The sequence below is a fragment of the Salinivibrio sp. SS2 genome, assembly GCF_001722075.1.
Classification (GTDB): domain Bacteria; phylum Pseudomonadota; class Gammaproteobacteria; order Enterobacterales; family Vibrionaceae; genus Salinivibrio; species Salinivibrio proteolyticus.
On the sequence record NZ_MEBP01000045.1, the window covers coordinates 1 to 20,265 of the forward strand.

Genomic DNA, 20,265 nt, shown 5'->3' on the forward strand with positions numbered 1-20,265 from the left:
TTTGTTTGTTTTTTAATGATACGGCGTGCATGAGCCGTATACGAGGTCCGTATGTACGGTTCTGTGAGAGGGATGAGGCGGCAACGCCTCACCCTACTCGATATGCCAGAAAGTAGCAGAATAGTTACGTCTAAACGACCAATAAACCAACAAAAAAGCCGACCTTTGGGTGATAATTGTCCATTTGTTTGGGGCTAAGCGATTTTTGCCCGAAAAGTGTTTGACATATTTGTGGCTCAAAGTAATATGTGCCCCCGCAGCGACGGTGAGGTGGCCGAGTGGCTGAAGGCGCTCCCCTGCTAAGGGAGTATACGGTTTGTAGCCGTATCGAGGGTTCGAATCCCTCCCTCACCGCCATGTTGCTGCAAGCAAGATAGATGTGCGTCCGTAGCTCAGCTGGATAGAGTACCTGGCTACGAACCAGGCGGTCGGAGGTTCGAATCCTCCCGGACGCGCCATTTACTTGTGGTGAGGTGGCCGAGTGGCTGAAGGCGCTCCCCTGCTAAGGGAGTATACGGTTTGTAGCCGTATCGAGGGTTCGAATCCCTCCCTCACCGCCATGACTTACAAGCCTGCCTTGTAAAACTGATGTGCGTCCGTAGCTCAGCTGGATAGAGTACCTGGCTACGAACCAGGCGGTCGGAGGTTCGAATCCTCCCGGACGCGCCATCACCCTTCACGGAAGACTTGCAAACGATGTTCAGGATGAACCGATTGTAGACACGCGCTCGTAGCTCAGCTGGATAGAGTACCTGGCTACGAACCAGGCGGTCGGAGGTTCGAATCCTCCCGAGCGCGCCATCTTCAATCATGCAAATCCGTCAGCGCGTCCGTAGCTCAGCTGGATAGAGTACCTGGCTACGAACCAGGCGGTCGGAGGTTCGAATCCTCCCGGACGCGCCATTTCTTTGCTTTAATCCCAAATCCATCTCTCCTTATTATTCGTCACACCACCGTGGCAGTTCGCGTTACTCCCTCACTTATCGTTGTGTTAAATACCGACCGTTCAGTCTGTTTTTCTCGCTCGTGTGATCCTTCCTACTGGTCAATCCTTTTGATGCGTTTATTAACGCTTTCTCCTTTTATCAGGCCCTAAGAGTGATTGGTTATGGAGAAGAAAAAGGTTTTTTCCAAAATTCGCACAATCATTTTGATTCCCGCATCGAAACCCTTGCATAGACAAGCTCGCAATTCTGATAAACCCCCAGTACTCTCCATAAAATGTGCAATCTATTAATTTACCTTTACGTAAACGTTACGTAGAGCGTATCGAACCTAGCGCGGTGATGACGTGCGTTGTCAGGTAACAAAAACGCAACACATCGATTGTCATTTATGCAAATAGTTAGTATTTTGACCGCAAACGATTAAATACCCCTTTAAACTCTGTGAGGAATCAAATCATCGTTAAAGGGGAATAGGTGACAAGGACGATAACCATGGAACTGGGCCCACTTTTAGAACAGGCACTGATGCTCATGCTCACCGGCATGTCAGTGGTGTTCGTATTTCTTTCAATTCTGATTTTTCTGGTACGTCAGCTAGCTCGCTTTGGCGATCCTACCCCGCCTATGCCAGCATCGTCTGTCACGTCTACCCCCGTTAAAGCTCAGCCGGGAGCATCCCCGGATGTGATTGCTGCGATTACTGTCGCTGTTCAGCAATATCGCCAACGCCAGCGTTGAGTGGTAAGGCACATATAAAAAAGGAGTTTGTTATGTCTACGCCGTTAGCTATTACCGATGTGGTGCTTCGTGACGCCCATCAGTCGTTGTTTGCCACGCGCCTGCGTTTGGACGATATGTTGCCGATTGCCGCCGAGCTTGATCAAATTGGGTTTTGGTCACTCGAAACATGGGGTGGGGCGACCTTTGACGCGTGTATTCGCTACTTGGGGGAAGATCCTTGGGTGCGCTTGCGCGAGCTGAAAAAGGCGATGCCGAACACGCCAATGCAGATGTTGTTACGTGGGCAAAATTTGCTGGGATATCGCCACTATGCCGATGATGTGGTGCATAAATTTGTCGAACGTGCGCACGCCAATGGTATGGACGTGTTCCGTATTTTTGATGCCATGAATGATGTGCGCAATTTCAAAGCGGCGGTCGGTGCCGCGGTAGAAGTCGGGGCACATGCACAAGGAACGATATCGTATACCACAAGCCCTGTTCATACCTTGGACACATGGACAGATCTTGCCAAGCAACTGGAAGATTTAGGGTGTCATTCACTGTGTATTAAAGACATGTCTGGCTTGCTCAAGCCGTATGAAGCCTATGAGCTAGTAAGTCGCATCAAATCGGCGTGTGATATCCCTTTATCACTGCACTGTCACGCGACGACCGGCTTATCAACCGCCACTGCCATTAAAGCTGTTGAAGCGGGGCTCGATGTGTTAGATACCGCGATTTCGTCGATGAGCCAGACCTATGGCCATACGCCGACGGAAACCGTTGTGGCGATGCTGGAGAACACAGAGCGCGATACGCAGCTCGACCTCAACAAGCTGGAATCTGTGGCTGCCTATTTTAGAACGGTACGGAAAAAGTATGCGCAGTTTGAAGGGCAGCTCAAGGGCGTCGACTCACGGATTTTGATCGCACAAGTGCCGGGCGGCATGCTCACCAATATGGAAGGCCAGCTTAAAGAGCAAGGTGCGGCCGACCGCTTGGATGAGGTACTCGATGAGATCCCGCGTGTACGCGAAGATCTCGGTTATATCCCATTGGTCACACCCACCTCCCAAATTGTCGGCTCGCAAGCAGTGATTAATGTTCTGACTGGCGAGCGTTATAAGAGCATTACCAAAGAAACGGCGGCGCTGCTCAAGGGCGAATATGGAAAAGCGCCCGCACCGGTCAATGCGAAGCTGCAAGCCCAAGTGCTGGATGGTGAAGCGCCGATTACTTGCCGTCCTGCCGATAAATTAGCGCCTGAACTGGATGCGCTCACGCAGGCTCTCATTGAAAAAGCCGACGCCGAAAACGTGTCTTTGGCAGACGATAAAATCGACGATGTTTTAACTTATGCGTTATTTCCGCAGGTGGGGTGGAAGTTCTTACAAAATCGCGGCAACCCCGATGCCTTTGAACCTGCCCCAACCGGTGAAGCAGAGCCTGCTTCTGTGGCCACCAAGCCGACGTCAGGCGGCGAGATTGAAACCTATAGCGTGCGTGTGAATGGACAGGTCTTTAATGTGGATGTAGGTCCAGATGGCGCGTTAGGAGACATTCAGCTCAGCGCGTCGCCAGTGGTATCAGCCCCTCAACCTAGCGCCGCTCAAACACAAGGCGAACCCGTCACTGCTCCTTTAGCGGGTAACATCTTCAAAGTGATGGTATCGCCGGGTGAGCACGTGCAAGAAGGGGATGTATTGATTGTGCTCGAAGCGATGAAAATGGAGACCGAGGTCCGAGCGGCGCAAGCAGGCACAGTTCAGGATGTCCAAGTAAAAGAAGGCGATGCGGTGACCGTGGGTATGCCGCTATTGCACTTAGCGTAAGAGGGCAACATGGAAGGATTAATGATCTTGTGGTCAGAAACGGGCTTGGCGAATTTCCAATGGCCTCAGCTTGTGATGATCGCCGTCGGTTGCTTGTTGCTCTTTTTGGCCATTCGCCGTGGGTTCGAGCCTTTGTTGCTTTTGCCTATCGGGTTCGGGGCGATACTAGCGAACATTCCTAATGCTGGATTTAACGAGCCGGGCGGCTTGCTCTACTACGTCTATCATGTCGGTATCGATACGGGCGTCTTCCCGCTATTGATTTTTATGGGCGTTGGCGCGATGACCGATTTTGGCGCGCTGATTGCCAATCCTCGCACGCTGCTATTGGGTGCGGCGGCACAGTTTGGCATTTTTGCCACCTTGTTTGGTGCCATTTTGCTCAACTTGGTTCCCGGGATGGCATTTACGCTCAAGGATGCCGCCTCGATTGCCATTATTGGTGGTGCGGATGGGCCAACAGCAATCTTCCTCGCCAGCAAGCTGTCGCCGGATTTGCTCGGCGCCATTGCAGTCGCCGCCTATAGTTACATGGCGCTTGTGCCGATTATTCAGCCTCCGATCATGAAGCTGTTTACCTCGGAAAAAGAGCGTCAAATCGAGATGAAGCAGTTACGCCATGTGTCTAAAACTGAGAAAGTGCTGTTTCCGCTGGCGGTATTAATGATGACCATCTTGTTCTTGCCGTCGGCAACACCGCTGGTCGGGATGTTCTGCCTCGGGAACTTGATGCGAGAATGTGGGGTTGTCGATCGCTTATCCGGCACCGCGCAAAATGAGCTGATTAACATTGTCACCATTTTCCTTGGCTTGGCGGTGGGCTCTAAGTTAGAAGCGGATAAGTTTCTTCAGTTTGAGACGTTAGGCATTTTGGTACTCGGTGCTGTGGCATTCAGTATTGGGACTGGCGCCGGCGTGCTGATGGCAAAGCTGCTTAACCGCTTTAGCCGCGATCCGATCAATCCGCTGATTGGCGCAGCAGGCGTGTCGGCAGTGCCCATGGCGGCAAGGGTTGTCAACAAAGTTGGTTTAGATGCCAACCCACACAACTTCTTGTTAATGCATGCTATGGGGCCCAATGTGGCCGGTGTGCTTGGCTCGGCGGTGGCAGCGGGTATCTTGTTGGCGTTGGTCGGATAATACGCACTGTCTTGTGACGAGAAAAGGCGAAAAGAAAACGGCGGTAGGCATTGTGTCTATCGCCGTTTTTGTTAAGACTAGAGGTTTACGCTTTGCGATTACGCAGTGCTTTGCTATGAAGCGATGAGTCAGGTGACTCAACCGGGCAACGGCATGCGAAAGGAGTCTTTATGTCGAACAATGTATCTCTTGCGATCCCCCAATTTGGCGGACCTGAGGTGTTAACCGCCGTTAATCGTGCTATTCCGTCCCCGTCTGAAGAACAAGTGCTGATTCAGGTAAAAGCGGCAGGCGTGAATCCGATTGACGCAAAAACGCGTGCAGGCCTTGGCTGGGCCGCAGAGCATAACCAAGACAAATTGCCTTGGGTGCCGGGATATGATGTTGCGGGTGTTGTGGTGGCTAATGGCACCAACGAAAGCAAGTTTGATGTGGGCGACCGCGTTGCAGGTATGATTGGCTTTCCCACTGAGGGTGGCGGTTATAGCCAGTACGTAGTAGCGGACGCGGGGTTACTCTCGACCGTTCCACCGAGTGTGCCTATGGTAGATGCCGCTGCCTTACCACTGGCAGGTCTCACCGCATGGCAAGCGCTCGAGCATGCGCAATTACAGGCAGACGATAAAGTCCTGATCTTGGCCGGTGCCGGTGGCGTGGGTCACTTGGCGGTTCAATTAGCGGTTCGAACTGGGGCGAATGTTTACGCGACCGCCTCGCCGTCCAATCATGATTTCTTGCGTCAGCTTGATGCAAAACCAGTTGATTATCACCAAACCCATTGGGCAACGGCTCATGGTGAATTTGATGTGCTGATTGATCTGGTTGGAGGAGAAACTGGGATTGATGCGCTCGCCAGTTTACGCACTGGCGGACGTGTGGTGACCGTGCCGACTAATACCCGCGATATGATTACCTCAGCAGCGGCCGAACGGGGCTTGAAAGCCACTGGGATGCTGGTGGAGCCCAATACATGGCAAACTCAGCGCCTACTCGACATGCTTGACCAAGGTGATTTACGGATTGATATTGCGGCTGTGTATCCGTTAGCGGAGGCTGCACAAGCACACGTTGCCCTTGAAGAAGGTCATACGCGTGGTAAACGCGTCCTCGAAATGCCGTCTGCATAAATGGATAAAAGAGTGGTCATTCAGGGCCTAAACGCCTGAACCAATAGGGGAGTCTGCGGTCGAATGGGCGATTGGTCATCGCTGGTTATGTTGTTTGCCACCAGCTTTCTCAGTGCCACCTTGCTCCCGGGTGGCTCTGAAGCCAATATGGTGTATTTGCTTCATCACCATAGCTACCCCGAAAGCGTCATTATTGCGATTGCCAGTGTGGGCAATACGCTAGGCGGTATGACCAACTATGCGATTGGTCGTTGGTTACCTGACTATCAACCCAAGCGGCGCTGGGATCGCCACGCGCTGGCGTGGTTAAAGCGATACGGTTATGCCGCATTATTGTTAAGTTGGGTGCCCGCCATTGGTGATCCCCTATGTGTCGTTGCCGGGTGGCTACGTTTACGCCAGTCTTGGTGCTGGCTAGTTATTTTTTCTGCAAAAACAGCGCGCTACCTTATTCTTGTCTTGTCATATCATTGGGTAGCCGGGTAGGAAATTATCATATGCAACGTTTATTGCTCGTCTCGTTTTTTGTTCTTGCCTCACTGACAGGGTGTCAGTTACTTGGCCCACAAGCCACGCCAACCCCTGAAGGTATTACTTGGATTAAAACCGTGTCGCCGCCAAAGGGTAGCGCACAGGTGCCTTATCAAGAGTTTCGTCTCGATAACGGGCTGACCGTTCTGTTGCATCAAGACCACTCCGATCCTTTGGTGAAAGTCGATATGCGTTATCACGTCGGTTCATCCCGTGAAGAACCGGGTAAATCGGGCTTTGCACACTTTTTTGAACACATGATGTTCGAAGGCTCCAAGCATGTGGATGATCACGGCAAACGGATCAAAGAAGTGGGGGGATATAACAATGGCTCGACCGATCGCGATACCACTCAGTATTATCAAACCGTTCCCGCCAATGAGTTAGAGCGCGTACTTTGGCTTGAGTCGGACCGAATGGGCTTTTTGCTAGACGCGGTTTCGCAACGCAAATTTGAAGTCCAGCGTGATACGGTGAAAAACGAACGTGCTTATCGTATCGATAATGCGCCCTATGGACGGGTTAATGAAACCATTAATCAAGCGCTTTATCCTGAAGGTCATCCTTATTCGTGGCCTGTGATTGGCTACGTTGAGGATCTTGATCGCGTTGACGTAGGGGATTTGAAGCAATTTTTCCTACGCTGGTACGGACCAAACAATGCCACCTTGACCATCGGTGGAGATATTGATGTACAACAAACGCTGGCTTGGGTGAACAAGTACTTCGGTGATATTCCTGCTGGCCCAGAGGTCGCTGACCCTAAACCACAACCCGTCACGCTTGAGGCGGACCGCTATGTCACCTTGGAAGACCAAATCTCCCAACCCGTATTGGTCATTACCTTTCCAACCGGTACGCCGGACACAGATACCAGCACCCGCTTAGGCGTCCTTGCCAGCGTGCTTGGACAAGATCGCGATAGCCTGCTTTATCAGTCATTGGTACAGTCAGGTAAGCTGTTGAGCGCGGGCGCTTCCCACCGTTGTGGTGAACTAGCTTGTACGTTTGAGCTCTATGGCGTAGGCAGCCAGCAGCAATCATTGGCTGAGGTTGAGACCCTGTTGATGGACGCACTTGCGACCTTTGAGCAACAAGGGGTGTCGAAGGCAAGTATTGCCCGCATCAAAACCATGGCTGAAGCAGATGACATCTTCGCGCTGCAAAGCGTGGACGGCAAAGTCGAGCAGCTGGCTAGCGACTTCAGTTTATTTGGTGATGCCAATCGCTTAGAAGCACGTTTGGCGCGTCTTGAGGCGGTGACCCCTGAAAACGTGATGGAAAGTTTCCACCGCTGGGTGAAGAATAAGCCTGCCGTGTATCTGAGTGTGGTGCCGTACGAGCGCACGGATTTAGTGGCGAAGCCAGCTAACTTTGTGTATCAGCGCCCCGACTACGCGCAAAGCATCGCGCCTTCACACGAGAAGCTGCCACCACGTCGTACGCCGGAAAATATTGATCGCACCCAAGTGCCTCCTACTGCTGGTAGTGTGACGGTGAACGTGCCGCAAATTTATCGTGCTAACCTCGACAATGGCATTCATCTTGTTGGTACAGAGAGTCGTGAAACGCCGACGGTTACCCTGTATATGACCTTGCCTGCTGGTACCTTGATGGAGCCGAATGACAAGCGCGGTCTCGCCAACCTTACTGCCCAGATGGTTACCGAAGGCGCGGCGGGGATGAGCGCGGCGGAGTTAACCCAAGCCCTGAAGCAATTGGGGAGTCAGGCGAGTATTGAAGCCGGTGAGCATGAAACCTTTATCACGATGACTTCGCTGAAAAAACATGTGGATGAAACCCTACAACTCGTTCACAAAGCGTTAAGTGCGCCTACCTTCTCCGAGCAAGACTTCATGCGAGTGAAAGCGCAACTGCTGGAAGGGATGGCCTCGCGTGCCGATGATGCTAGCTGGCTCGCAGACCAAGCTACTCGAGAGCTCTTGTTCCAAGACGTAGTGTACCGTGCTCCACGAGGTGGTGTCGCAGAAGATATTGAAGCGCTTACCATTGATGACGTTCGCACGTTTTATCGCCAACATTATGTGTTGAAAGGCAGCCAGCTGGTGGTCGTGGGCGATTTGTCACGCGATCAAGCCGTGACGTTGGCGAACCAAATAACACCGTGGCAAGAGGCGCCTCGTTCTCAACCGCAGGTCGCTCGCGCTGTTCCTCGTGATGAAAAGCAGCCACAAATTTGGCTTGTAGATAAACCGAAAGCGCCGCAATCCAGTATTCGTATGGTGCGCCACGGCATGCCTTATGATGCGACTGGCGAGATGTTTATCACGCGCTTGGCCAACTTTAACCTTGGCGGCAACTTTAACTCACGTATTAACCAGAACCTGCGCCAAGATAAAGGCTATACCTATGGCGCCGGTGGCGGTGTGTACGGTGGGCGTCAACTTGGCAGGATTGAGTTTGATGCTGATGTGCGTGCGGACGCGACGGTAGATGCAATCAACCAGCTTTGGCAGGAAATGGCCAATGCGGCGGAAAATGGTTTCACACCGCAAGAGCTTGCTTATCTGCGCCAATCGAGCGGACAACAAGATGCGCTGAGCTATGAAACCCCGTGGGATAAGGCAGGCTTAATTGCCCATATTGAGGAGTTTGATTTATCCGACAACTACCGCGATGAGCAGCAAGCGATCATTGAAACGATGGATCTCGAACGCTTAAATCAGGCAGCGAGACGTTGGTTTAATCCGAATGACTATCAAATCATCGTTGTCGGAGATGCCGAGCAGCTTGCGCCAGAGCTTAAAGCGCTTGGTTTGCCGGTGAATCCGCTTACGCTTGAGTATCGCTAACGCCGCCTCGAGTAAACACATGTCGCTGCGTGATGGCTTTTGAGTGATAGCTTGTTTATCCTAACCTGTCACGCAGCACAAAGATAAGAGAAACGTTTTGACTGATTTCACCCAGCGGTTAGCGCGTTTGGCGCAAAACCCAGAAGCATTAAAGGGGATTGGCCGAGGACTGGAGCGTGAAGCATTACGGATCACGCCAACCGGGCACTTAGCACAGACGCCGCATCCAGATGCACTTGGCTCAGCGCTAACGCATCGATGGATCACCACGGACTTTGCGGAGTCTTTATTGGAATTTATTACGCCCGTCAATACATCGGTCAACGGAATGCTCGATGAGCTGCAAGACATTCACCGTTTTACTTACAAGCAAATGGGTGACGAGCAGCTATGGCCCATGTCTATGCCATGTGTGGTCGCGTCTGAAGACGATATTACCTTGGCACAATATGGCAGCTCGAATATCGGGCGGATGAAAACACTTTATCGCCAAGGGCTCAAACATCGCTATGGCAGTGTGATGCAAGTGATCTCTGGGGTGCATTTTAATATCTCCCTCCCAGAGACGTTTTGGCAGCATCTCTACCACACGGAGTCCGTGACGCAAGCCCAAGTCACGCAAGGCTATTTTGATCTTATCCGTAACTATTACCGTCACGGTTGGATGATCCCGTATTTGTTTGGTGCGTCACCTGCCTTGTGTGGCACCTTTATTAAGCATGCAAAGACCCGTTTGCCGTTTGAGCATTTGCCATCAGGCACCTGTTACTTACCGTATGCAACCTCGTTGCGTCTCAGTGATTTAGGCTATACCAACAACGCGCAAGCCGAGCTAAGAATCGGCTTTAATACCCTTGAGCAATATTTGGAAGGACTGCGCAGTGCAATTCGTACCCCCTCGCATGAGTTTGCCAAGCTTGGGATCCGTGATGGTGACAGTTATCGCCAGCTTAATACCAATGTCTTGCAGATAGAAAATGAACTCTATGCGCCTATCCGCCCGAAACGCAATGCACAAAGTGGTGAAAAGCCCACAGAAGCCTTGGACCGTGCCGGTGTCGAGTACATTGAAGTGCGCTCGCTAGATGTTAACCCTTACAGTCCGGTTGGCATTGAACAAGACCAAATCCATTTCTTAGATCTCTTTGTGAGTTGGTGTGCGCTCTCACCGTCAGATCCGATGACGGATGCGGAGCTCAATTGCTGGCGTGAGAACTGGAACAAGATAGTGATTGAGGGGCGCAAGCCAGGCTTATTGCTTACCACCGGGTGTGACGGCCATCAGCGCACACAAGCAGAGTGGGGGTTACACGTGATGGCTGAGCTCAAACAATTGGCTGTCGTGATGGACCGAGCGGTGGGTGATAATCGCTACGAAGCCGTCTGCGATAAAATGATGGCCTGCTTTGACAACCCAGATCTCACCCTCTCTGGACGCCTACTTGCCGATATTATCGCCCAAGGTGGTATTGGTAATGTCGGCTTAGGGTTAGCCAGTGCGCACAAGACGGCACTCAGTGGCGATGACTATCGTGTGCACAGTGATGTGGAATTTTTGCAAGAAGCGGCTGCCAGTCTCGCTCGTCAAAAGGACGTTGAAGCGAGTGACACACTTAGTTTTGAGGCCTTCTTGAAAGACTATTTCAAAGATGTGCCAATGGCAGAAAGCTGGTAAATCGGAGGATGACTTGGGTGTGTGTTAGCCGAGCTTTCGCGGCACTAGGGGCGGTATTATTACTGTCTAGCTGTGCAACACCACCGCCGGATAATCCGAATAACCTATGTGCGATTTTTGAACAGAATCCAGATTGGTTTGAAGCGGCGGTGGAGATGGAAAAGGCGTGGGGGACACCCATCCAAGTCGCGATGGCCATCGTGAAACAAGAAAGTGCATTTGTCCATGATGCTTTGCCGCCTCGTGATTATGTCTTGGGGATTTTACCTTGGGGGCGAGTGAGTAGTGCCTATGGGTATGCACAAGCGCAAGACCCCGCATGGTCGGATTATCAAAAGGCAACCGGTAATGGCGGGTCACGCACCAACTTCGATGATGCATTGCAATTTATTGGTTGGTACACCAACGAAACCTATCGTCAACTTGGCGTGTCTAAATGGGATGTGTACCGACAATATTTGGCTTACCATGAAGGACGTGGTGGTTTTCAACGCGGCTCTTTTGAACGCAAACCCGGACTTAAACGCGTCGCGCGAAAAGTAGAGCAGCAAGCCAAGGATTATGGCTGGCAGCTTAAAGGCTGTCGGCAACGTTTAGAGGATAATCTGAGCTGGTGGCCTTTCTAAGCCACAGTGATGAATGAAAAGGAGGGCAAAATGCCATTATTGGATAGTTTTACGGTCGACCATACCCGTATGAATGCACCAGCAGTGCGCGTGGCTAAAACGATGAAAACGCCCGGTGGTGATACGATCACCGTGTTCGATCTGCGCTTTTGCCGACCCAATGAAGAGATTTTGACGGAAAAAGGCATCCACACGTTGGAACACTTGTTTGCAGGCTTTATGCGCAAGCATTTAAACAGCAAGGATGTTGAAATCATTGATATCTCCCCAATGGGATGCCGAACGGGCTTTTATATGAGCTTGATTGGTCAGCCTAAAGAAAGTGATGTGGGTCGCGCTTGGGAAGCGGCGATGGAAGATGTATTGACGGTACCGTCGCAAGATAAAATCCCAGAGCTGAATGAGTACCAATGTGGCACCTATGCAATGCATTCGCTCTCTGAAGCGAAGGACATTGCACGCGCGATCATTGATGCAGGGATCACCGTGAATAAGAACGATGATCTGTCGCTACCCGAGTCGATGCTACAAACCTTGCGTGTGGATTAATTTCTTTGCAGAAATAGGTGCACATCGGATAAAAAAGTAGACGTTTAAGGCGCCACCGTTCGGTGGCGTTTTTTTATACTATCGTTCCCTTTCTTTGCTATTTCATCGGCTACCAAGATTGGGACAGAATCCAGCCTGTCTTGATTGTTGGATAAATTGCGAGAAGGAGTATGCGTGATTGCAGCTTTTTTGTTTAATGAAGCACGCTTCTGAAGTTCGGCGCTGCGCAATGTGCTGGTATTCGCTAAGCTGATAGGTATCTGGCAAGTGATAAGGCAGTGAGACCCAACGTGAAATTGAGCAAGCGGCAACCCACACATCTCAAGATTGTTCGTGCAATATGTGGCGTCATTATCTGGATGATGACGTCTAATGCGCTGGCTGCCCTTAATGATTATTGGTCTTACAGTGAATATCTGCGTCTTCACCCTGAGCAAAATGCGCTGACAGAGCAACTTGATAGACAAGTACAAGCAGAGCCCGAGCCGCTTAAAGCCGCTCCTCAACCGATTAAGATCTCGGTCGTTGTGCCGGGTGAGCAGATTTCAGATTACTGGCAGCGTAATATTCTCGCTCTGGAACGTCGGCTGCAAGCGCTGAATATTCCGTATGAATTGGAGCAAGTGACCACGCGGCCCAACAATGATATTCGCGAGCAGAGTGCCTCTTTGTACGCTGCGCTTCGTGATGGCGCCGACTATCTAATTTTCACCCTCAACAGTGTTCGTCATCGCAAATTTATTAACCATGTATTGTCGCAAAACAAAACCAAGCTGATCCTGCAAAATATCACCACACCGGTTAAGTCGTGGCAGGATAATCAGCCGTTTCTGTATGTTGGCTTTGACCACCAAGAGGGCAGTTTAGCGTTAGCAGACTATTTCAATGCCCGCTACCCGCAAGGAGCCGCGTATTCGGTTCTCTACTTTTCGCAAGGCTATGTTAGCGACGCGCGTGGCGATACATTTATCGATGCAATGAATAACCACAGTCACAATCATTTAGTCTCCGCGTATTACACCAAAGGCGACCAAGCGTCTGGCTATGAAGCGGCAAAAGCAATGCTCAACAATAATGAGAAGCTTGATTTTATTTACGCGTGCGCCACAGACGTCGCCTTTGGTGCAATTAATGCGCTGGATGACTTGAACCGGCATGAGGTCGTGATCAATGGCTGGGGCGGCGGCTCAGCAGAGCTTGATGCCCTGCAACGTGGCGATCTGGATGTTACTGTGATGCGGATGAATGATGACACAGGCGTAGCAATGGCGGAGGCGATTAAACGCGATCTGCAGGATCAGGCTGTGCCCGTGGTATACTCCGGCCGATTTGAAATTGTCACGAAAGAGGACAGTCCTGAGCGCATTAATGCGCTTAAGAAGCAGGCTTTCAGATACTCGGATTAACGCATCATGACCATGTCAGGCTCCAAAAAACTGTCACTTTCACAGCTACTCACGCGTCTTATCGTGGTGTTTTTCTTGTTTGTGACTGTAGGCGTCTATGTCCAGAGCTATCAACTGACGCTGGCAGGCATTAATCAGGAAGTGACGCGTACGCTGACTCAAACGTCACGCCTTCTGCAGAATGTGTTTGATAGTCGCCTAGACTCGCTACAGATCCACCAAAATACCAATGCATCCAGTATGACGTTGCAAGCCTTGGTGGCACGAGGCGATCGCATTGCTCTTGATGACTATTTTATTGAGCAAGAGCAGCAAGATGCCGCCAATACCCCTGATTTTCGTTTTATTTCCCGTGATGGCGAGTTGTTATGGCACGATGGGAGTAGCTTTTTTCATGGCATTGATGACAAGGGGCTTGAACGCTTGCGTGCGCAGCTGCGAGATATCAACCGCTGGACACTGACCACCATTACCACCGAGATGGAGCAGGGATATGTGCTTATGCGCAAAACCCCGATTGTTTTTCAAGCCAGTGGTAAGTTGGGCGGTTACCTGTATGTTGCGGTGATGCTCAATGGTAACTTTTCTTTTGTCAAAAGCCTGCAGCGGGCCAGTGGTACGCAAGCCGTTTGGTTATCGGTCAAAGAGTTAACGCTCGCTTCCACACTGACTGGGGATGATAATTTCGCTAACGAACTCACCTTACCCACCAAGGGGAGTAGTCAAGCGTTCCGCAACTACCTTATCAGTCACGCTAATTTGCGTATTGAAGGGGAAAACTCCGATATCGCTGTACTGTCGGCACAACGCAACGACAATGTGCTCGCGTTACAGCGCCAAATGGGGATCAACCTTTTACTCACCACGTTAGTGATTTTAGTGGCGGCTATTTGGGTCAACCGGTTTGTCAAAACGCGCATTGCCGGTTCGCTCGACAAATTGATGCGTTATACCCTGGGCGCGACCTCACGCCAGCGAACCTTGCCTTTTGCGGGCTCTGATATTGAAGAGTTTGATCACATCGGTCAGACACTCGAATCGACATTTGATGCCCTTTACGAAAAAGAGCGGTCATTGCAGGATTTGTTTGATTATGCGCTCTCACCCATTATTGTTTGGGACACCGACTTTGCCATCACGCGGATTAACCCGGCAGCCAAGTTAAAACTGAATTATGACGCCGATGCGCAGCAAACGAGCTGGATGTACATGCAGTTTATGCGCGCTATCTCGCCTTATCTTAAGCGTGCCGTCGATGGCACCATCCTTAAAGGCGTTAATATTCATATCGATAACCGCGTGTATCGTTGGAACCTTGCTCCTTTGATGGTCGATAACCAAGTCAAGGCTGTCATCGGGCAAGGGCAAGAAATTACGTCGCTGATTGAAGCCGAACAGCAAAGTCAACGTGCCAAAGAAGCGGCAGAAGCCTCCGCTCGCGCAAAATCGGAATTCCTCGCTAAGATGAGTCATGAGATCCGAACACCGCTCAATGGGATCCTTGGCATTACCCAAATACTCAGCGATAAAGTGGAAGATAAAGCGCAAAGTGAGCTGTTAGGAAGCTTGTACCAAAGTGGTGAGCACTTACTGACTGTTCTGAATGATATTTTGGATCTTTCCAAAATAGAGCAAGGTAAGATGACCATCGAGTACGGTGATTTTTACTTGCACGATATCATCAGTACGGTAGAAAACATCTATACGCCGCTGTGCGAAAGTAAGCATATCGGACTGATTATCGAGTCTAACCTCGCGGACGACACCGTGATACGCTCTGACCAATCGCGCTTGACCCAAATACTGTTTAACTTGATGAGCAACGCTGTGAAGTTTACCCATCAGGGCAATGTGGCGCTTGAAGTCAAACTTACCCCAATGGAGGGGGCTCAGCACCGCTTGATGATAAAAGTGCAAGATTCAGGGGTGGGCATGAGTGCAGACGCACTGGACACCTTATTCGATCCTTTCGTTCAGGCCGACTCAAGTGTGACGCGCAAATACGGCGGTAGTGGATTGGGGCTTTCCATTGTTAAGAGCCTGCTCGACTTACTCGGCGGTACGATTGAGGTGACCAGTGAAGCAGAGAAAGGCAGCTGCTTTACGCTGACAGTGCCGGTCGAACACGTAGATAATAAGCCCAAAACCATGGCGGAAAGCACCGTGTTTGATGCTGGGCAGGCGGGCATACAGCGTGTGCTGCTAGTCGAAGACAACAAGATTAATGCGATGGTGGCACAAGCGTTCTGTAAAAAACACGACATCAGCGTAGATTGGGTGAAAGATGGTGAGGAAGCGCTTACCTCGTTACGTGAAACCACCTATGATCTTGTGTTGATGGATAACCAAATGCCTAATTTGGGGGGGATTGATGCTACTAAGGCTATTCGCCAAGAGCTGGGGCTGAATGTGCCGGTTTATGCCTGTACTGCTGATGCATATGGCAGTGTGCATGACGCCTTTTATGAGGCAGGGGCAAATTATGTGATTGTGAAACCCATCAAAGAAGACAGCTTTGTTGAGGCATTGCGTTATTACCAAACCGAGCGGCAAGCAATGGTGGAGCAGAGCCCTGCTGATCAGTGAGAGGCTTGCGTATAAGGTCAATATAACGGGGAAAAGGCAGAGCCGTTAAGCTGTTCTAACGTGAGAAAACTTAACGGCGAATTCTGTTCTACTCGGTGCTGACTTTCTGCTTTTGGATCGGCAGCACTTTCACTTGTTTAATCATGTTCTCGGCAACATCGACGATTTCAATTAGATGGCCATCAATTTCCACGCTTAGGCGGCTATTAGGAATATCCTCCAAGTGCTCCAAGATCAAACCGTTCAATGTGCGGGGACCGTCGGTAGGGAGATCCCAGTTCAGGCTCTTATTTAAATCACGGATATTGGCGCTACCCTCAATCAGATAACCGCCATCTGTCAACGGAGTGATTTCTTCGGCCAAGCTTGGCGAAAGTGAGGTGGTAAATTCCCCTACGATCTCTTCGAGAATGTCCTCTAAGGTCACCAAACCGATAATGTCGCCGTACTCGTCCACAATCAGACCAATGCGTTGCTTGTTACGCTGGAACTTTAGCATCTGCACGTTGAGCGGGGTGCCTTCCGGTATGAAGTACACTTCATCCGCAGCGCGCAGCAAGGTCTCTTTATTGAATTCGTTTTTCTCGACCATTAATCGGTACGCTTCTCGTACCCGTAACATGCCGACCACTTCGTCGATGGTATCACGATACAGCACCATACGGCCATGTGGCGCATGGGTAAGCTGGCGCATAATGGACTTCCAGTCATCGTTGACGTTGATCCCTGTGATTTCGTTACGGGGCACCATAATGTCGTCTACCGTCACCTCTTCGAGCTCTAAGATCGAGATCAACATATGCTGGTGACGACGAGGGATTAAACTGCCGGCCTCATTAACGATGGTACGCAATTCCTCGGTACTTAAATTGTCTTTCCCATCACTTTTCACGCCCAAGCCAAGCAAGCGTAGAAAGCCGTTAGTGATGAAGTTCACCAAGCTTACAACCGGGTAAAACACCTTCATCAAGATGGTGAGTACAAAGCTGCTGAGAAAGGAAACACGCTCAGGGTACAAGGCTGCCAAGGTTTTCGGTGTCACTTCTGCAAACACCAAAATCACCATCGTCAGGACACCGGTCGCAATCGCAATACCGGCATCACCATAAAGGCGTAGCCCTAAGACAGTCGCAATAGAAGAGGCAAGAATATTGACGAGGTTATTGCCGATTAGAATGAGTCCAATCAAACGATCCGGGCGTGCTAGCAGTTTTTCAACTCGCTTGGCACCGGTATGGCCCTGTTTAGAAAGGTGGCGTAATCGATATCGATTCAGTGCCATCATGCCTGTCTCAGAGCCGGAAAAATAACCGGAAATGACGATAAGCAATACCAAGAAGGAAATTAATATTCCCGTCGATATGTCGTCCAACGAACTGTTCCTTACGTTTGTTTTAAAATGTGAGCGTCTGCTCGAGAGTATAACACTGACATGCGGTTGGGTAGCGAGCGCACCCATCATGCATTCTAGGGTGACGATTAACCCGCAATAAGGATCTCGCGAACAAATCGGCTACCAAAGTAGGCCAATGTGAGTAGAAAGGCGCCTACAATACTAAACCAAATCACTCGACGTCCACGCCAGCCAGATTGATAGTGGCCCCATAGTAGCACACCATAGACCACCCATGCTGCCATCGAGAGGAAGGCTTTATGCGCTTTTCCTTGCGCGAACATATCATCGACAAAGACAAATCCAGTAATTAAGGTGACCGTCAGTAAACTCTGGCCCACTAGAATAATGTTGAAAAGTTGGCGCTCCACCATCATTAAAGGTGGGACGTTATGGTTGATGACCTGACGTTTTTTATGTTTTAACTGATAGTCGAGCCAAGCCAGCTGCAGTGCGTACAAGGTTGCAATCATCAGGGTCGAATACGCAAACAGCGCCAAGGAGATATGCAACAACACCTCAGGGTGTGACTCTAAATGGGTAATAAAGGCACCGGGTAGCAAGGTCGCGCTGGCAAGGTTTAACCCCGCAAAGGCATAGACAACCGGCAGCAAAAACCATAAACGGAGTCGGAAAATCAGGCCGGTAGTCATCATAGCAATGATGAAACTTACCAACGACGCGACGTTGAGTATGCTTAAATTTTGCCCGCTGCCAGAGAGGATTAAATCCTTGAGCAGATATGCGTGCAATGCCAGCGCAGCCAGTGCAGTAAAGAAGACCGGCTTCGCACTAATCTGATTGTTGCTGGACAAGCCGGGGATGATCTGCAAAATGGCGGCCAGATAAAGCAGTGATGCCAATAAGGCTGTCAGAATATCCATCGTCACCGATCAGTCAGTTAATCAATAAGAATGAAGGTGTGAGTATACCTTGCCTCAATCTCTGTCGCTATCGATACATGCAAGCGATGGGGGGATTGCGGTATAATCTCAATTAATTTCGCGACAGCGATTGCACCCTGACGGTCAATGTCATGGGCCAATAGGACGAGTGGGCGAGTAACGCATGTTTGAAAACTTATCAGAACGTTTATCCCGGACGCTAAAAAATATCAGCGGCCGAGGTCGATTAACGGAAGACAATATCAAGGAAACCCTGCGCGAAGTGCGTATGGCGCTACTGGAAGCCGATGTCGCGCTCCCTGTGGTTCGTGATTTTGTTAAACGCGTTAAAGAGCGCGCCGTGGGGATTGAGGTATCGAAAACCCTGACCCCGGGGCAAGAATTCATCAAGATCGTTCAAGCCGAGCTGGAAGCGGTGATGGGCGATGCCAACGAGCAGCTTGATCTTGCCACCCAGCCTCCCGCGGTGATCCTGATGGCGGGCCTGCAAGGTGCCGGTAAAACTACCAGTGTGGGTAAACTGGGTAAGATGCTCAAAGAGCGTCATAAGAAAAAAGTGCTGGTGGTATCGGCTGACGTGTATCGCCCCGCGGCGATCAAACAGTTGGAAACACTGGCCAGTGAAGTTGGCGTTGATTTCTTTCCGTCGAGCGCAGACCAGAACCCAGTAGATATCGCCAAAGCGGCGCTCGATGAAGGGAAGCTCAAATTCTACGACGTGGTGATCGTCGATACCGCCGGTCGCCTGCACGTTGACGATGCTATGATGGACGAGATCAAAGACGTCCACCATGCGATTAACCCAGTTGAGACCTTGTTCGTGGTAGACGCCATGACCGGTCAAGACGCCGCGAACACCGCCAAGGCCTTTAATGATGCGTTAGCACTGACTGGTGTGGTATTGACCAAAGTCGATGGTGATGCGCGCGGTGGTGCTGCGTTGTCGGTTCGCCATATTACCGGTAAGCCGATTAAATTCTTGGGTGTGGGTGAGAAGACTGATGCACTAGAGCCCTTCCATCCTGACCGGGTGGCATCCCGTATCTTGGGCATGGGTGACGTGCTGTCACTTATCGAAGATCTCGAGCGTAATGTCGATAAAGACAAAGCCGAGAAAATGGCCAAGAAGTTCAAAGAAAAGAAAGGCTTTGATCTGGGCGATTTCCGTGACCAACTGCAGCAAATGAAAAGCATGGGCGGCATGATGGGGATGATGGATAAGCTCCCAGGCATGTCGAACTTACCGGCCAACGTGAAAGATAACGTTGACGATAAGATGTTCGTGCAAATGGAAGCTATCATCAATTCGATGACCCCACGTGAGCGTCAACGCCCTGAGATTATCAAAGGCTCGCGCAAAAAACGTATCGCAGCCGGCTCTGGGACCCAAGTGCAAGACGTGAACCGTCTGCTCAAGCAGTTTACTCAGATGCAAAAAATGATGAAGAAAATGCAAAAAGGCGGCATGCGTAACATGATGCGTCAGATGAAAGGCATGATGCCGCCGGGTGGACCTGGTGGTGGCTTTATGGGCTAACCCATTTTGCAGGCGGATGAAGCGTCAGCCTGCATGACAACTCGCTGTGAGGCTTGGGACAGCTGGTGAAAATTTGGCTAAACCAGTTGCAATCACAGCAATAAAGAGTAAAATTCCCGAGCTTTATTTTGGCACGAGGCCCCGCATTGCTTACGCGAAACGGGGCCAATTTTATTAAGTAATGCAAATGAGGACGATATGGTAACCATTCGTTTGGCACGTCATGGCGCGAAAAAACGCCCATTCTATCAAATCGTTGTAGCTGACAGCCGCCAGGCGCGCGACGGTCGCTTCATCGAGAAAATCGGTTTCTTCAACCCTGTAGCTCAAGGCCAGGAAGAGAAACTACGCCTTGACCTGGATCGCGTAAACCACTGGGTTGGCGAAGGCGCTGCGGTTTCTGACCGTGTTGCTAAGCTGATCAAAGACGCAGCGAAAGCAGCGTAAGCAATCAGTGTCAGGGTTAAAAGAAGAA

At 50.6% G+C, this 20,265-nt stretch carries 15 protein-coding genes and 6 tRNA genes; 19 read left to right on the plus strand and 2 right to left on the minus strand.

All coding sequences use genetic code 11. The features are described from left to right. The first annotated feature begins 264 nt into the window (after positions 1–264). From BGK46_RS02350 to BGK46_RS02430, 17 genes are all read left to right on the plus strand, one after another. Positions 265–357 (plus strand) — tRNA-Ser (locus BGK46_RS02350). A 24-nt stretch (positions 358–381) separates the two neighbouring features. Further along, positions 382–458, plus strand: a tRNA-Arg gene (locus BGK46_RS02355). Positions 459–467: 9 nt separating this feature from the next. Continuing rightward, a tRNA-Ser gene (locus BGK46_RS02360) sits at positions 468–560 on the plus strand. 32 nt (positions 561–592) lie between these two features. Further along, positions 593–669 (plus strand) — tRNA-Arg (locus BGK46_RS02365). Between the two features lie 55 nt (positions 670–724). Continuing rightward, positions 725–801: transfer RNA gene (locus BGK46_RS02370), tRNA-Arg, on the plus strand. A 25-nt stretch (positions 802–826) separates the two neighbouring features. After that, positions 827–903: transfer RNA gene (locus BGK46_RS02375), tRNA-Arg, on the plus strand. A 536-nt stretch (positions 904–1,439) separates the two neighbouring features. Further along, complete coding sequence (locus BGK46_RS02380; RefSeq protein WP_069586869.1) at positions 1,440–1,685, plus strand: OadG family protein; 246 nt, start codon at positions 1,440–1,442, stop codon at positions 1,683–1,685. 32 nt (positions 1,686–1,717) lie between these two features. After that, positions 1,718–3,502, plus strand: a complete 1,785-nt coding sequence (oadA, locus tag BGK46_RS02385; protein WP_069586870.1) for a sodium-extruding oxaloacetate decarboxylase subunit alpha — start codon at positions 1,718–1,720, stop codon at positions 3,500–3,502. 9 nt (positions 3,503–3,511) lie between these two features. Next, positions 3,512–4,642 (plus strand): sodium ion-translocating decarboxylase subunit beta, encoded by a 1,131-nt coding sequence (locus BGK46_RS02390; protein ID WP_069586871.1) that lies wholly within the window; start codon positions 3,512–3,514, stop codon positions 4,640–4,642. Between the two features lie 170 nt (positions 4,643–4,812). Further along, positions 4,813–5,769, plus strand: coding sequence for an NADP-dependent oxidoreductase (locus BGK46_RS02395; protein WP_069586872.1), 957 nt, complete (start codon positions 4,813–4,815; stop codon positions 5,767–5,769). 63 nt (positions 5,770–5,832) lie between these two features. Continuing rightward, positions 5,833–6,255 (plus strand): YqaA family protein, encoded by a 423-nt coding sequence (locus BGK46_RS02400; RefSeq protein WP_069586873.1) that lies wholly within the window; start codon positions 5,833–5,835, stop codon positions 6,253–6,255. Positions 6,256–6,266: 11 nt separating this feature from the next. Next, positions 6,267–9,113: a M16 family metallopeptidase gene (locus BGK46_RS02405; RefSeq protein WP_069586874.1), complete on the plus strand. Its 2,847-nt coding sequence runs from the start codon at positions 6,267–6,269 to the stop codon at positions 9,111–9,113. 97 nt (positions 9,114–9,210) lie between these two features. Then, positions 9,211–10,788 (plus strand): glutamate--cysteine ligase, encoded by a 1,578-nt coding sequence (gene gshA, locus BGK46_RS02410; RefSeq protein WP_069586875.1) that lies wholly within the window; start codon positions 9,211–9,213, stop codon positions 10,786–10,788. An 8-nt stretch (positions 10,789–10,796) separates the two neighbouring features. Beyond that, positions 10,797–11,414: a hypothetical protein gene (locus BGK46_RS02415; RefSeq protein ID WP_069586876.1), complete on the plus strand. Its 618-nt coding sequence runs from the start codon at positions 10,797–10,799 to the stop codon at positions 11,412–11,414. 30 nt (positions 11,415–11,444) lie between these two features. Next, positions 11,445–11,963, plus strand: a complete 519-nt coding sequence (gene luxS / locus BGK46_RS02420; RefSeq protein WP_069586877.1) for an S-ribosylhomocysteine lyase — start codon at positions 11,445–11,447, stop codon at positions 11,961–11,963. Between the two features lie 359 nt (positions 11,964–12,322). Next, on the plus strand, positions 12,323–13,369 hold the full coding sequence (locus tag BGK46_RS02425) for a substrate-binding domain-containing protein (protein WP_069586892.1): 1,047 nt from the start codon (positions 12,323–12,325) through the stop codon (positions 13,367–13,369). Positions 13,370–13,375: 6 nt separating this feature from the next. After that, positions 13,376–15,955, plus strand: coding sequence for a LuxQ periplasmic sensor domain-containing protein (locus BGK46_RS02430; RefSeq protein ID WP_069586878.1), 2,580 nt, complete (start codon positions 13,376–13,378; stop codon positions 15,953–15,955). Between the two features lie 88 nt (positions 15,956–16,043). Here BGK46_RS02430 and BGK46_RS02435 read toward each other — a convergent pair whose 3' ends face one another. Both BGK46_RS02435 and BGK46_RS02440 read right to left on the minus strand, forming a co-directional pair. Continuing rightward, positions 16,044–17,327, minus strand: coding sequence for an HlyC/CorC family transporter (locus BGK46_RS02435; RefSeq protein ID WP_069586879.1), 1,284 nt, complete (start codon positions 17,325–17,327; stop codon positions 16,044–16,046). Between the two features lie 107 nt (positions 17,328–17,434). Then, a complete protein-coding gene (locus BGK46_RS02440; protein ID WP_069586880.1) occupies positions 17,435–18,232 on the minus strand; it encodes a cytochrome C assembly family protein in 798 nt (265 codons plus the stop codon). A 184-nt stretch (positions 18,233–18,416) separates the two neighbouring features. Here BGK46_RS02440 and ffh point away from each other — a divergent pair, with 184 nt between their 5' ends. Both ffh and rpsP read left to right on the plus strand, forming a co-directional pair. Then, positions 18,417–19,790, plus strand: coding sequence for a signal recognition particle protein (ffh, locus tag BGK46_RS02445; protein ID WP_069586881.1), 1,374 nt, complete (start codon positions 18,417–18,419; stop codon positions 19,788–19,790). A 198-nt stretch (positions 19,791–19,988) separates the two neighbouring features. Continuing rightward, positions 19,989–20,237 carry a 30S ribosomal protein S16 gene (rpsP, locus tag BGK46_RS02450; RefSeq protein ID WP_069586882.1) on the plus strand — a complete coding sequence of 83 codons (249 nt, stop codon included), beginning with the start codon at positions 19,989–19,991 and terminating at the stop codon, positions 20,235–20,237. Positions 20,238–20,265 lie beyond the last annotated feature (28 nt).

Excerpts from the sequence above, each read along its gene's own strand:
- ffh (WP_069586881.1), top strand. The coding sequence starts at position 18,417 with ATGTTTGAAAACTTATCAGAACGTTTATCCCGGACGCTAAAAAATATC.
- luxS (WP_069586877.1), top strand. The coding sequence starts at position 11,445 with ATGCCATTATTGGATAGTTTTACGGTCGACCATACCCGTATGAATGCA.
- BGK46_RS02380 (WP_069586869.1), top strand. The coding sequence starts at position 1,440 with ATGGAACTGGGCCCACTTTTAGAACAGGCACTGATGCTCATGCTCACC.
- BGK46_RS02430 (WP_069586878.1), top strand. The coding sequence starts at position 13,376 with ATGACCATGTCAGGCTCCAAAAAACTGTCACTTTCACAGCTACTCACG.
- BGK46_RS02415 (WP_069586876.1), top strand. The coding sequence starts at position 10,797 with ATGACTTGGGTGTGTGTTAGCCGAGCTTTCGCGGCACTAGGGGCGGTA.
- BGK46_RS02390 (WP_069586871.1), top strand. The coding sequence starts at position 3,512 with ATGGAAGGATTAATGATCTTGTGGTCAGAAACGGGCTTGGCGAATTTC.
- BGK46_RS02425 (WP_069586892.1), top strand. The coding sequence starts at position 12,323 with ATGATGACGTCTAATGCGCTGGCTGCCCTTAATGATTATTGGTCTTAC.
- BGK46_RS02395 (WP_069586872.1), top strand. The coding sequence starts at position 4,813 with ATGTCGAACAATGTATCTCTTGCGATCCCCCAATTTGGCGGACCTGAG.
- oadA (WP_069586870.1), top strand. The coding sequence starts at position 1,718 with ATGTCTACGCCGTTAGCTATTACCGATGTGGTGCTTCGTGACGCCCAT.
- BGK46_RS02405 (WP_069586874.1), top strand. The coding sequence starts at position 6,267 with ATGCAACGTTTATTGCTCGTCTCGTTTTTTGTTCTTGCCTCACTGACA.
- rpsP (WP_069586882.1), top strand. The coding sequence starts at position 19,989 with ATGGTAACCATTCGTTTGGCACGTCATGGCGCGAAAAAACGCCCATTC.
- BGK46_RS02440 (WP_069586880.1), bottom strand. The coding sequence starts at position 18,232 with ATGGATATTCTGACAGCCTTATTGGCATCACTGCTTTATCTGGCCGCC.
- BGK46_RS02400 (WP_069586873.1), top strand. The coding sequence starts at position 5,833 with ATGGGCGATTGGTCATCGCTGGTTATGTTGTTTGCCACCAGCTTTCTC.